Annotated in this window: 13 protein-coding genes; all 13 read right to left on the bottom strand. The window is 61.7% G+C overall.

Going from position 1 to position 12,588, the window contains the following annotated elements; genetic code table 11:
* Positions 1 to 174: 174 nt before the first annotated feature.
* The 13 genes from der to hscB all read right to left on the bottom strand — a co-directional run bounded on the left by der (position 175) and on the right by hscB (position 12,582).
* Positions 175 to 1,647 carry a ribosome biogenesis GTPase Der gene (gene der / locus AC3A5O_RS16350; protein WP_053118638.1) on the bottom strand — a complete coding sequence of 491 codons (1,473 nt, stop codon included), beginning with the start codon at positions 1,645 to 1,647 and terminating at the stop codon, positions 175 to 177.
* Between the two features lie 200 nt (positions 1,648 to 1,847).
* On the bottom strand, positions 1,848 to 2,999 hold the full coding sequence (gene bamB, locus AC3A5O_RS16345) for an outer membrane protein assembly factor BamB (RefSeq protein ID WP_122568804.1): 1,152 nt from the start codon (positions 2,997 to 2,999) through the stop codon (positions 1,848 to 1,850).
* A complete protein-coding gene (locus AC3A5O_RS16340) occupies positions 2,992 to 3,633 on the bottom strand; it encodes a YfgM family protein (protein ID WP_122568805.1) in 642 nt (213 codons plus the stop codon). Before AC3A5O_RS16340 ends, bamB begins: the two co-directional genes overlap by 8 nt.
* Positions 3,634 to 3,673: 40 nt before the next feature.
* Positions 3,674 to 4,963 carry a histidine--tRNA ligase gene (hisS, locus tag AC3A5O_RS16335; RefSeq protein WP_122568806.1) on the bottom strand — a complete coding sequence of 430 codons (1,290 nt, stop codon included), beginning with the start codon at positions 4,961 to 4,963 and terminating at the stop codon, positions 3,674 to 3,676.
* Between the two features lie 22 nt (positions 4,964 to 4,985).
* Positions 4,986 to 6,095, bottom strand: coding sequence for a flavodoxin-dependent (E)-4-hydroxy-3-methylbut-2-enyl-diphosphate synthase (gene ispG / locus AC3A5O_RS16330; protein ID WP_003185136.1), 1,110 nt, complete (start codon positions 6,093 to 6,095; stop codon positions 4,986 to 4,988).
* A 3-nt stretch (positions 6,096 to 6,098) separates the two neighbouring features.
* On the bottom strand, positions 6,099 to 7,127 hold the full coding sequence (locus AC3A5O_RS16325) for a RodZ domain-containing protein (RefSeq protein ID WP_487753459.1): 1,029 nt from the start codon (positions 7,125 to 7,127) through the stop codon (positions 6,099 to 6,101).
* A complete protein-coding gene (gene pilW / locus AC3A5O_RS16320) occupies positions 7,127 to 7,885 on the bottom strand; it encodes a type IV pilus biogenesis/stability protein PilW (RefSeq protein WP_487753458.1) in 759 nt (252 codons plus the stop codon). The genes AC3A5O_RS16325 and pilW overlap by 1 nt, the downstream gene beginning before the upstream one ends.
* A 12-nt stretch (positions 7,886 to 7,897) precedes the next feature.
* Positions 7,898 to 9,046: a dual-specificity RNA methyltransferase RlmN gene (gene rlmN / locus AC3A5O_RS16315; protein ID WP_122568808.1), complete on the bottom strand. Its 1,149-nt coding sequence runs from the start codon at positions 9,044 to 9,046 to the stop codon at positions 7,898 to 7,900.
* A 28-nt stretch (positions 9,047 to 9,074) separates the two neighbouring features.
* Complete coding sequence (gene ndk, locus AC3A5O_RS16310; RefSeq protein WP_042727994.1) at positions 9,075 to 9,500, bottom strand: nucleoside-diphosphate kinase; 426 nt, start codon at positions 9,498 to 9,500, stop codon at positions 9,075 to 9,077.
* A gap of 88 nt (positions 9,501 to 9,588) precedes the next feature.
* Positions 9,589 to 9,789, bottom strand: a complete 201-nt coding sequence (gene iscX / locus AC3A5O_RS16305; protein ID WP_109753617.1) for a Fe-S cluster assembly protein IscX — start codon at positions 9,787 to 9,789, stop codon at positions 9,589 to 9,591.
* A 13-nt stretch (positions 9,790 to 9,802) separates the two neighbouring features.
* On the bottom strand, positions 9,803 to 10,144 hold the full coding sequence (gene fdx, locus AC3A5O_RS16300) for an ISC system 2Fe-2S type ferredoxin (RefSeq protein ID WP_018611575.1): 342 nt from the start codon (positions 10,142 to 10,144) through the stop codon (positions 9,803 to 9,805).
* 3 nt (positions 10,145 to 10,147) lie between these two features.
* Positions 10,148 to 12,010: a Fe-S protein assembly chaperone HscA gene (hscA, locus tag AC3A5O_RS16295; protein ID WP_305469827.1), complete on the bottom strand. Its 1,863-nt coding sequence runs from the start codon at positions 12,008 to 12,010 to the stop codon at positions 10,148 to 10,150.
* 50 nt (positions 12,011 to 12,060) lie between these two features.
* A complete protein-coding gene (hscB, locus tag AC3A5O_RS16290) occupies positions 12,061 to 12,582 on the bottom strand; it encodes a co-chaperone HscB (RefSeq protein WP_122568810.1) in 522 nt (173 codons plus the stop codon).
* Positions 12,583 to 12,588 lie beyond the last annotated feature (6 nt).

Below are 12,588 nucleotides of genomic sequence, written 5' to 3'. Positions count from 1 at the left end.
CCCTGGGTCTGCACCCGGCTCAGGCGCGGCGCGGGAGAGCTCGAGGATAGCCCAATCGCCGGGCATGAAAAAGGGTGCCACACAGGGCACCCTTTTTCATGCTGAATACTCATGCCTGTGGGAGCAAGGCTTGCTCCCACAGATCAACATCCCAACTTTCAGATCCAGACTAGATCAGCGCTTGTCGCGGCGCTTCTTGTCAGCCTTCTTGTGGTGCGACATCAAGCGGCGCTTCTTGTTGACCTGGCGGTCGGTGAGCGTGTTCTTGTTGCCTTCGTACGGGTTCTCGCCGCCCTTGAACTCGATGCGGATCGGCGTGCCGACCAGCTTCAGGACGCGACGGTAGGTGTTCTCCAGGTAGCGAACATACGACTTGGGCACTTTCTCGATCTGGTTACCGTGGATCACGATAATCGGCGGGTTGGCACCGCCCAAGTGGGCGTAACGCAGCTTGATCCGACGGTTGTTGACCATCGGTGGCGCGTGCTCGCCTACCGCATCTTCGAGGATCTGGGTCAGGCGGTTGGTCGGCCAGCGGGTGACAGCCGACTTGAACGAGTTCTGCACCGAAGCGTAGAGGTTGCCCACGCCCGTGCCGTGCAGGGCCGAGATGAAGTGGATGTCGGCGAAGTCGACGAAGAACAGCCGGCGCTGCAATTCGACCTTGACGAAATCCCGCTCGCTCGGCGTCATGCCGTCCCACTTGTTGATCGCGATGACCAACGCACGACCGGCTTCCAGGGCAAAGCCCAGTAGGTTCAGGTCGTGATCGACCACGCCTTCGCGGGCGTCCATCACGAAGATCACCACGTTGGCGTCTTTGATCGCCTGCAGGGTCTTGACCACGGAGAACTTTTCAACTTCTTCGTGGATCTTGCCGCGCTTGCGCACACCGGCGGTGTCGATCAGTGTGTACTTCTCTTCGTTACGTTCGAAGGGAATGTAGATGCTGTCACGGGTGGTGCCGGGCTGGTCGTAGACGATGACCCGGTCTTCACCGAGCATGCGGTTGACCAGCGTCGACTTGCCCACGTTGGGGCGGCCGATGATCGCGATCTTGATCCCGTCTTTTTCGCTCGGGCCCGGAATGCGCTTGGCTTCCTCGCCTTCGGCAACGATCTCTTCTTCGCCCTCTTCCGGCTCTTCCGCGTCGTCCTTGGGGAAACTCTCCAGGGCGATTTCCAGCATCTGGGTGATGCCACGACCGTGGGCGCCGGCGATCGGGATCGCCTGGCCCATGCCCAACGGTGCGAACTCGGCGCGGGCCATGTCCGGGTCGATGTTGTCGACCTTGTTGGCAACCACGTAGGAACGCTTGTTACGCTTGCGCAAATGCTCGGCGATCATCTGGTCGGCGGCGGTAAAACCGGCCTTGGCGTCTACCAGGAACAGCACCACATCCGCTTCTTCAATGGCGAGCAGCGACTGCTCGGCCATTTTTTCGTCCATGCCGTGTTCATCACCGGAGATGCCGCCGGTGTCGACCAGAATATAGGTACGCCCTTGCCACTTGGCCTCACCGTATTGGCGATCACGGGTCAGACCGGACAAGTCGCCGACAATGGCGTCGCGAGTCCTGGTCAGGCGGTTGAACAAGGTGGACTTGCCGACGTTCGGTCGGCCCACCAGGGCGATTACGGGAACCATGCGGCTCTCCACTTCGTTATTTCAGAAAATACAAAAGCCGCTGCGAGGCAGCGGCTGGTGCTCGGGGGCCATTCTGTAGGAGCGAGCTTGCTCGCGATAGCGGTAGTCCACTGACATGAATGTCGACTGATCCACCGCTTTCGCGAGCAAGCCCGCTCCCACATGAATGAAGCCGCTTGGGAATTAACCCAAGCATAGTCTTACTTGATGGTCAGGGCTTCCAGTTTGCCGCTGTTGCCATACACATAGATCATGTTGCCCACCACCAGCGGACGGGCACGCAGGCCGTCGCTGTCGATGCGCTCACGGCCGACGAAACGACCGTCCACCTGGCTGAGCAGGTGCAGGTAACCTTCCAGGTCACCCACTGCGACGTAGCTGGAGAACACTTCCGGGGCCGACAGTTGACGACGGGCCAGAGAGTCGTTGCTCCACAAGGCGGTGGTGGAACGCTCGTCAACGCCTTCGACGGTGCCCGAGGACAGGCTCACGTAGACGCTGCCAAAGCCCTGGGCGACACCGGCGTAGCTGGACGCATCGCGCTGCCACAGCGGACGACCGCTTTCCAGGTCCAGTGCCGCCACGCGGCCCTGGTAGCTGGCGACGTACAGCGTACCGCCGGACAGCAGCAAGCCGCCGTCGATGTCGACCACACGCTCCAGCTCCGAACGACCTTGCGGGATCGCTACGCGCTGTTCCCACACCGGCACGCCGTTGGAAACATCCAGGGCCACCACTTTACCGGTCGACAAGCCAGCCACCGCCAGGCGGTTGGTGACGATCGGTGCGCTGGTACCGCGCAAAGTCAGAACCGCCGGGGTGCTGTCGTACAACCAGCGCTGGTTGCCGGTAGCAGCATCCAGGCCGATCAGGCGGTCGTCCTGGGTCTGGACTACCACCACGTCACCGTTGGTGGCCGGCGGTGCGAGCACTTCGCTGGTCACGCGGGCGCGCCATTTCTCTTCACCGCTGCTCGCGTCCAGGGCGACGATCTCGCCCTTGAGCGTGCCGATCATGACCAGGCCGTAACCCACGCCAACGGCGCCGGAAACAGGCAGTTCAAGATCCTTTTCCCATTTGACGTCGCCGTTGGTGCGGTCCATCGCCATCACCACGCCCGTGACGTCGCCAGCATAGATGGTGTCGCCATCGATGGCCGGCACCAGCATGTTGTAGGTTTCACCCTGGCCATCGCCGATGGAACGGCTCCACTGCTTTTGCAGCACGACTTCCTCTTTGAAGTCGGTCAGTTCGGCTGGCGGCAGTTCTTTCTTGCTGTTGCTGCTGCAACCCGCGGCCAGAATGGCCAGGGCCAGCAATGCTGCATGTTTCCAACGAATCACGTCACGCATCCCCTTTGGCCAGGTCGTCCAGCTTGATTTGCAGGCCACCGACTGCGGCTTCATCCGACAGCGCAGCCTTGGCTTTTTGGTAGGCCGCATGGGCCTCATCGGCACGGCCCAGCTGTACCAGCAGGTCGCCCTTGAGTTCTTCGCGGGTCGCCAGGAATGCCTTGTCGGCATCACCGTCGAGCAGCTTCAACGCGTCTTCGGCCTTGTTCTGTGCCGCCAGCACCTGTGCCAGGCGCTGACGCGCCACTTCGCCCAGGGTCGGGTCGGCCGGTTTGTCGACGATACCCTTGAGCTCGGTGGCCGCGTCGTCCAGCTTGCCGCTGTCCACCGCGACCTTGGCCACGAACAGGCGACCGTACTGAGCGTAGGCGGTACCGCCGAATTCCTTGTCCAGCTTGCCGGCCAGGTCCGCCACGCGGGCCGCGTCAGGCTTGCCGTCCGGGGTCAGGGTGGTTTCCAGCAGTTGCTGGTAGAGCACCGAGGCGCCTTGCGACTGGTTGCTCTGGTATTTCTGGTAGGCCTGCCAGCCGAACACGATGACCAGCGCCAACAGGCCGCCAGTGACCAGCGGCTTGCCGTTGCGCGTCCACCAGTCCTTCAAATCCGCCAGCTGTTCATCTTCGGTACTCGACACCCCAATACTCCTTAATCGCTAAATCGGCTGTTTGACAGCTTCAACCCTGCACGACGCAGGTGGCCAGGTGTGCAGCAAGCGCATCCCAGGCAATGCTTTGTTGTTCGCCCTGGCCACGCAGGGGTTTGAAACCTACCACTTGTTGGGCCAGTTCGTCGTCACCGAGGATCAATGCGTACAGCGCACCGCTCTTGTCGGCTTTCTTGAATTGGCTCTTGAAGCTGCCGGCGCCGGCGTTGATCTGCAGGCGCAGGTTGGGCAACTGGTCGCGGATCCGCTCGCTCAACGACAAGGCGGCCAGTTCGGCGGCCTCGCCAAAGGCGCACAGGTAGACGTCGACCTGACGGGACAACTCTTCCGGCACCTTGTCCAAGGCTTCGAGCATCAGCACCAGGCGCTCGATGCCCATGGCAAAGCCCACGCCCGGGGTCGGCTTGCCGCCCATCTGCTCCACCAACCCGTCGTAGCGGCCACCGGCACAGACGGTGCCCTGGGCGCCGAGCTTGTCGGTGACCCACTCGAAGACGGTCTTGCTGTAGTAATCCAGGCCGCGAACCAACTTGGGGTTGATCACGTAAGGGATGCCAACAGCGTCCAGGCGGGCTTTCAGCCCTTCGAAATGCGCACGGGATTCGTCGTCGAGGTAGTCGGCCATTTTCGGCGCGTCGACCAGGACCGCTTGGGTCTCGGCATTCTTGGTATCGAGCACGCGCAGTGGGTTGGTCTTCAGACGGCGCTGGCTGTCTTCGTCGAGCTTGTCCAGGTGGGCGGAAAGAAACTCCACCAACGCTTCACGGTAGCGGCCACGGGACTCGCTGGTACCCAGGCTGTTGAGCTCGAGCTTGACCGCATCACGCAGCCCCAGCTCGCCCCACAGGCGCCAGGTCATGACGATCAGCTCGGCGTCGATGTCCGGGCCGTCGAGGTTGAACACTTCCAGGCCAATCTGGTGAAACTGGCGATAACGGCCTTTCTGCGGGCGCTCGTGACGGAACATCGGGCCGATGTACCAGAGTTTCTGCACCTGGCCGCCGCCGGTGATGCCGTGTTCGAGCACAGCACGCACGCAAGCCGCCGTGCCTTCGGGGCGCAGGGTCAGGGAGTCGCCGTTGCGGTCGTCGAAGGTGTACATCTCTTTTTCGACGATGTCGGTCACTTCACCGATGGAGCGCTTGAACAGCTCGGTGAACTCGACGATCGGCATGCGGATCTGCCGGTAACCGTAGTTATCCAGCAGGCGCGCCACGGTGCCCTCGAAATAGCGCCACAGGGGCGTCTGCTCGGGCAGGATGTCGTTCATGCCACGAATGGCTTGCAGAGACTTGCTCACGTGTATTCCTTAATCTTTCGACTTAACCGCGCGCGATGACCGCTGCATCGGCTTCGACCTTTTCGGCCGCTTTCTGGCGAATCAGCCGTTCCAGCTCATCCACCAGATTGTCATTCGTCAGTTTCTGCGACGGCTTGCCGTCGATGTAAATCAGGTTCGGTGTACCGCCAGTCAGGCCGATATGGGCCTCCTTGGCTTCGCCCGGCCCGTTGACCACGCAACCGATCACCGCGACATCCAGCGGCACCAGCAGGTCTTCGAGGCGCCCTTCCAGTTCGTTCATGGTCTTGACCACATCGAAGTTCTGCCGCGAGCAGCTCGGGCAGGCGATGAAGTTGATGCCACGGGAACGCAGGTGCAGGGACTTGAGAATGTCATAGCCGACTTTCACTTCCTCGACCGGGTCAGCCGCCAACGAGATGCGGATGGTATCGCCAATCCCTTCGGCGAGCAGCATACCGAGGCCGACGGCGGATTTCACCGTGCCCGAACGCAACCCACCGGCTTCGGTGATGCCCAGGTGCAACGGCTGGACGATTTCCTTGGCCAGCAGGCGGTAGGCTTCGACGGCCATGAACACGTCGGAGGCCTTCACGCTGACCTTGAAGTCCTGGAAATTCAGGCGTTCCAGGTGCTCGACGTGGCGCAGGGCCGATTCCACCAGCGCCGCCGGGGTCGGTTCGCCGTATTTCTTTTGCAGGTCTTTTTCCAGGGAACCGGCGTTCACGCCGATGCGGATCGGAATGCCCCGGTCGCGGGCGGCATCCACCACGGCGCGCACACGGTCTTCGCGACCGATGTTGCCCGGGTTGATGCGCAGGCAATCCACACCCAACTCGGCCACGCGCAGGGCGATGCGGTAGTCGAAGTGGATATCGGCGACCAAGGGCACCTTGACCAGTTGCTTGATCTTGCCGAACGCCTCGGCGGCGTCCATGTCCGGCACCGATACCCGCACGATGTCGACACCGGCGGCTTCCAGGCGGTTGATCTGCGCGACCGTGGCGGCCACGTCATTGGTGTCGCTGTTGGTCATGCTCTGCACAGCGATAGGCGCATCGCCGCCCACGGGCACGTTACCGACCCAGATCTTTCGGGATTCGCGACGCTTGATTGGAGATTCGCCGTGCATGACTTATTGACCCAACTTCAGGCGAGCGGTCTCGCCACTGGTGAACGGAGCGATGTCGACCGGCTGGCCGTTGTAGCTGACCTGCGCGCCACGGGCATAACCCAGGCGTACGGCAAACGGCGGCTTGCCGTTGACGGCCGTGCTGTCGCCCTTGCGCTTGAGGCCGCTGAACAGCACCTTGCCGTTGCCGTCGGTGATCTGCGTCCAGCAGTCGGCGACAAACTGGATCTGCACCTGGCCCTCACCCGCGACGGGCGCCGGGGCTGCTGGAGCTGCCGGGGCGACTGGAGTGGTAGGCGCGGCGTGGGTCGCAGGCGCAGTCACGGTCGGTGCTGGCGTGCTCGGCGTGGCTGGTGCGGTAGCAATCGGTGCGCTGCCGGCGTTCGGGGCAGCCGGTGCCGTCGGCGTGGCCGGTGCTGGAACAGCCGGCTCGGCACCCGCCTGGGCATCGGCGGCGTCCGGGCTTTGTGGCAACGCCAGAGCGGTTTCGCCTTCAGCCTGGCCTTCGACGACGGCCTGGTCTTCCGGCTCGTCCAGCGGATGGATCTGGGTGGTGCCGTCGGCGCCCTCGACCTCAACGTGTTCAGGGCTCATGGCGACTGGTTCCTTGTTGCGCAAGGACGTCTGGTCCTGCCACCAGACAAAACCGCCACCAATCACCGCGATCAGCAGCAACAGGCTGACGATTCGCAAAATGGTGTGGGAAACGCGAACCGGCTCCTCGATGCGCCCCAGGCTGTGCACGCTGCTGCCCTGGGCATCGGAACCGGTGTATTGATCGAATTGCTGGACCAGTAGGGTCTGGTCCTTGCCAAGCAACTTGGCATAGGCGCGGATATAGCCCCGGGCGAAGGTGTGCCCAGGCAGCTTGTCGAACGCGCCCGCTTCCAGATTGCCCAGGGAAGCCACGGTAAGATTGAGCTTGAGGGCCACTTCGGCCAGCGACCAACCATTGCTTTCGCGGGCTTGACGCAGGGTCTCACCGGGATTTACGCGAGTCGCTGCTACAACTTCGGGATGCGCCGCTTTCATCATTGCTCCGACAGGTATTGCTGATATTCCGGCGTACCGGGATAGAGTCTTTTGAGTTGCAGGCCGTAGCTTGCAGCCTTGTCGCGATCTTCAAACACATGTGCCAGCCGAACGCCGAGCAATAGACTACGTGCATTTTGCTCGCTCAGCAGGCTAAAACGCTCGTAGTAGTCACGCGCGGGCACATAATGCCTGTCTTCGTAGGACAACTCAGCCATTTCCAGCAACGCCCGCGGTTGCTGGCGGTTGAGCCGCAGCGCCTTTTCCAGCTGCTGGCGGGCCAGGTCACGTTGGCCCAACTGCGCGGCCGTCATGCCGAGGTTCTCGAAAACCCGCGAACGCTCAGGGTAAAGGGTATCGGCGGCAGCCTGCTCGAAGCGCTCGTAGGCTTCGTTGTAGCGTTTCTGCTCGAAAAGAAAGCTGCCGTAGTTGTTCAGGATCCGTGCGTCCTGGGGCCGGCCAGACAGCGCCTTGCGAAAATGCTGGTCGGCCAGCTCCGGCTCCATCTCGGCCTGGAACACCAGGGCCAGGGCCGCGTTGGCATCCGGGTCGGAGTCGTCCAGTTCCAGGGCTTTCTTGAGCGGCACCTTGGCCCGTTCGGTCATGCCCTGCTGCAGGTAGCCGATGCCCAGTTGCACATAGGCCACACGTGCCTCGTCGCGCCCTTTGCTGGTCTTCATCGGGTTGTAGTCACCCGACAGGACACAACCGGAACAAAGGCCGGCCAACAGCAAAACGAGCGCGAAGCGCAGGGACATAGAGTTCCTCTCTTAGTGACTGTTCGCAGCGTTCTGCACCGCATCGTCCGCGGCGTTCAACTCACGCACGGCAATGTAGCGTTCGCTGCGACGGGTGCGATCCAGCACCTGTCCTACCAATTGGCCACAGGCGGCGTCGATGTCTTCGCCGCGGGTGGTGCGCACGGTGACGTTGAAGCCAGCGTGGTGAAGCTGATCCTGGAAACGACGAATCGCATTGTTGCTCGGACGCTCGTAACCGGAATGCGGGAACGGGTTGAACGGGATCAGGTTGATCTTGCACGGGATGTTCTTGAGCAGCTCGATCATCTCGACCGCGTGCTCGACCTTGTCGTTCACATCCTTGAGCAGCGTGTACTCGATGGTCAGCACGCGTTTTTCGCCCAGGGACGACATGTAGCGCTGGCACGACTCGAGCAGCATCTTAAGCGGATATTTCTTGTTGATCGGCACCAATTGGTTACGCAATGCGTCATTGGGTGCGTGCAGCGACAACGCCAGGGAGACGTCGATGTGCTTGGCCAGCTCATCGATCATCGGCACCACGCCGGAGGTGGACAGGGTCACGCGGCGCTTGGAGATGCCGTAGCCCAGGTCATCCATCATCAGGTGCATGGCGGAAACGACGTTGTCAAAGTTCAGCAGCGGCTCACCCATGCCCATCATCACCACGTTGGTGATGGCACGGTCGACGGTCGCCGGGACGCTACCAAAGGATTTGTTGGCAATCCACACCTGGCCGATCACTTCGGCGGCGGTGAGGTTGCTATTGAAGCCTTGCTTGCCGGTGGAGCAGAAACTGCAATCCAGGGCACAGCCTGCCTGGGACGAAACGCACAAGGTGCCGCGCTTGCCCTGGGGAATGTAGACGGTCTCGACGCAGCTGCCGGACGCCACGCGCACCACCCACTTGCGGGTGCCGTCGCTGGAGATGTCCTCGCTGACCACTTCCGGACCGCGAATTTCAGCAACTGCCTTGAGCTTTTCGCGCAAGGCCTTGCTGACATTCGTCATGGCGTCAAAGTCGTCGACGCCAAAGTGGTGAATCCATTTCATCACCTGGCCGGCACGGAAACGCTTCTCCCCGATCGAGTCGAAGAATTTCTCCATTTCCGGCTGGGTCAGGCCCAACAGGTTGGTTTTGCCGTTCGATGTAGTCATGGATTCACCTTCACTCAAAAGCCTGGGCTTAGCGAGTGGTTACTTCAGTAGCGGAGAAAAAGTAAGCGATTTCGCGAGCGGCAGCGGCTTCGGAGTCCGAACCGTGAACGGCGTTGGCGTCGATGGACTCAGCGAAGTCAGCACGGATGGTGCCGGCAGCGGCTTCTTTAGGGTTGGTAGCGCCCATCAGCTCACGGTTGCGAGCGATGGCGTTTTCGCCTTCCAGCACCTGAACGACAACCGGACCGGAAGTCATGAAGGCAACCAGCTCACCGAAGAAACCGCGCTCGCTGTGCTCAGCGTAGAAGCCTTCGGCTTCGGCTTTGGACAGTTGCTTCATTTTCGAAGCTACAACGCGCAGGCCAGCGTCTTCGAAGCGGGTAACGATCTTGCCGATCACGTTTTTAGCAACGGCGTCAGGCTTGATGATGGAGAAAGTACGTTGAACAGCCATGGTGTAACTCCAGAAACGGTAATTTGCGAAAAATTAAACCCGCGAATTATACGCGGGTTCAGGGGTATTGCCTAACCTGCCAGGTCGATCAGTCGATTTCTTCGATCCAGAGCGTCTGGACCGCTTCCAAGACCTTCTCGCCACAACGGCCAGAGGTATTGTCGAAATCGGGTAGCTCCATGATCCAGCGCTGCAAATCGACAAAATTCACAGTCAGCGGATTCACGTCCGGCTTGGCTTCGGCCAGTTCTTCTGCGATGCGTTGTACATCATTCCAACCATAGCTCATGACAGTGTCACCATCAGTGCGGCGCTTCGGCCGCATGGTTAAGCGAATATTTCGGAATTTCGACGGTCAGGTCTTCGGTGCCGACGATGGCTTGGCAGCCCAGGCGCGATTGGGCTTCCAGGCCCCAGGCCCGATCGAGGAAATCTTCCTCCAGATCGTCCGCTTCTTCCAGCGAATCGAAGCCTTCACGAATGATGCAATGGCACGTCGTGCAGGCGCAGACGCCGCCACAGGCACTTTCCATCTCGATATGGTGCTCATGGGCCAGCTCGAGAATGGAAATCCCGGGCTCAGCCTCCACGACCATGCCCTCCGGACAGAACTTCTCGTGGGGCAGAAAAATCACCTGCGGCATCAGTTATTCCTCGATTTCATTCAGGTTGCGCCCCGCCAGGGCGGCTTTCACCGTCGAGTCCAGGCGGCGGGCAGCAAAGGCGTCGGTGACCTGCGACAGACGTTTGGTCTGCTGCTCGATGGCATAGCCATCGGTGCCTTTGATCAATTCGGACAATTCCTGCATCTGCAGCTCGATGACCATGCGCTCTTCAGCGTCGAGCAACCGGTCGCCGTCGGCTTCAAGGGCACCTTGCACGGCTTCGATCAGGCGCTGGGCGTCGACCTGCTGCTCGCGCAACACCCGCGCGACCTTGTCGTCGCTGGCGTGCTGGAAGGAATCCTTGAGCATCTTGGCGATTTCACCGTCGGTCAGGCCGTAGGACGGCTTGACCTGGATGCTCGCCTCCACGCCCGAAGCCAGTTCGCGGGCGGAGACGTTGAGCAAGCCATCGGCATCGACCTGAAAGGTCACGCGGATCTTCGCCGCACCGGCGACCATGGCCGGGATGCCGCGCAATTCGAAGCGGGCCAGGGAACGGCAGTCGCTGATCAGTTCACGCTCGCCTTGCAGCACGTGGACCATCATGGCCGACTGGCCGTCTTTATAAGTGGTGAAGTCCTGGGCGCGAGCAACCGGGATGGTGGTATTGCGTGGAATCACCTTCTCCATCAGGCCGCCCATGGTTTCCAGCCCCAGGGACAACGGAATCACGTCGAGCAGCAGCAATTCGCCGCCGTCGCGCTTATTGCCGGCCAAGGTATCGGCCTGGATCGCGGCGCCAATGGCGACCACCTGGTCCGGGTCGATTTCAGTCAGCGGCTGGCGACCAAAGGCCTCGGCAACGGCTTCGCGAACCCGAGGCACGCGGGTCGAACCGCCGACCATGACCACGGCCTTGACGTCTTCCAGCTCTACGCCGGAATCGCGCACCGCGCGGCGGCAAGCCTTGAGGCTGCGGGCGACCATGGGTTCGATCAAGGCATCGAAGGCTTCGCGGGTCAGGGAGGCTTTCCAGTCGCCATAAGCAACTTCAACCGTAGCAGCGTCAGTCAAGGCTTCCTTGGCAGCGCAGGCGGTTTGCAGCAGATGGCGTTGCGCACCCGGGTCGAGGTCGGCGGAAAGACCAGCTTGCTCGATGATCCAGCCAGCGATGGCGTGGTCGAAGTCGTCACCGCCCAGGGCGCTGTCGCCACCGGTGGCCAGGACTTCGAAGACACCGCCGGTCAGGCGCAGGATCGAAATATCGAACGTGCCGCCGCCCAAGTCGTAGATCGCGACCAGGCCTTCGGCATGTTGGTCCAGGCCATACGCCACGGCAGCGGCCGTTGGCTCGTTGAGCAGGCGCAGCACGTTCAGGCCAGCCAGCTTGGCAGCGTCCTTGGTGGCTTGGCGCTGGGCGTCATCGAAATAGGCCGGCACGGTAATGACCGCACCCACCAGCTCACCGCCCAACGCCGCTTCTGCGCGCTGGCGCAGGACCTTGAGGATGTCGGCGGAAACCTCGACCGGGCTTTTCGGGCCCTGCACGGTTTCGATGAACGGCATATGGGATTCGCCACCGACGAAGCGGTACGGCAGCTGGTCGCCCAATTGCTTGACGTCGGACAGACCACGACCCATCAAGCGCTTGACCGAGACAATGGTGTTGAAAGGGTCGGTGGCGGCGGCCAGCTTGGCCGACTCGCCCACTTCAACGCGGTCGGCGTGATAACGCACGGCGGACGGCAGGATCACCTGCCCCTGCTCGTCGGCCAGCGGTTCGGAAAGACCGCTGCGCAAGGCAGCGACCAGGGAATTGGTGGTACCCAAGTCGATCCCCACAGCCAGGCGACGCTGGTGTGGTTGTGGACTTTGGCCGGGTTCGGCGATCTGCAGTAGGGCCATCGTAATCAGGACTTATCTGTAATCAGGCGTGCGACCGGAGCGGCACTGGGTTAATCGTCGAGGCGCTCTTCTAACTGGCGCACTTCGTAGGTGAGCTTGTCGAGGAACTGCATGCGCCGCATCAGGCGCTCGGCCTGTTCGCGTTGCGCGGCATCGTTCCAGCAGGCTGCGAAGCTGTCGTTCAGTGTTTGCTGGGCGTCTTTCAAGCGCCGCTTGAATGCCGCGACACCGGCCAGGTCGGCGCTGTCCTGCAGGTCCTCGAGCTCTTCGCGCCATTGCATCTGCTGCAAGAGAAACTCGGGATCGTGGACCGTGACCTCCAGCGGCAACTCATGACCGCTGATGGCGAGCAGGTAACGCGCACGCTTGGCCGGGTGCTTGAGCGTCTGGTAAGCCTCGTTGAGGTTCGCCGACTGCTCGAGCGCCCGCCGCTGCTCCGCCTCGGAGGCATCGGCAAAGCGGTCGGGGTGGACGCCACGGGCCAGTTCCAGATAACGCGCGGACAACTGATCGAGGTCCAGCTGGAAAGCAGGCTGCAACTGGAACAACGCAAAATGACAAGGAGTACCCACAAGCTG

The sequence above is a fragment of the Pseudomonas sp. Soil_N_39 genome (assembly GCF_057655955.1).
This window is presented reverse-complemented; position numbering and strand designations above follow the sequence as displayed.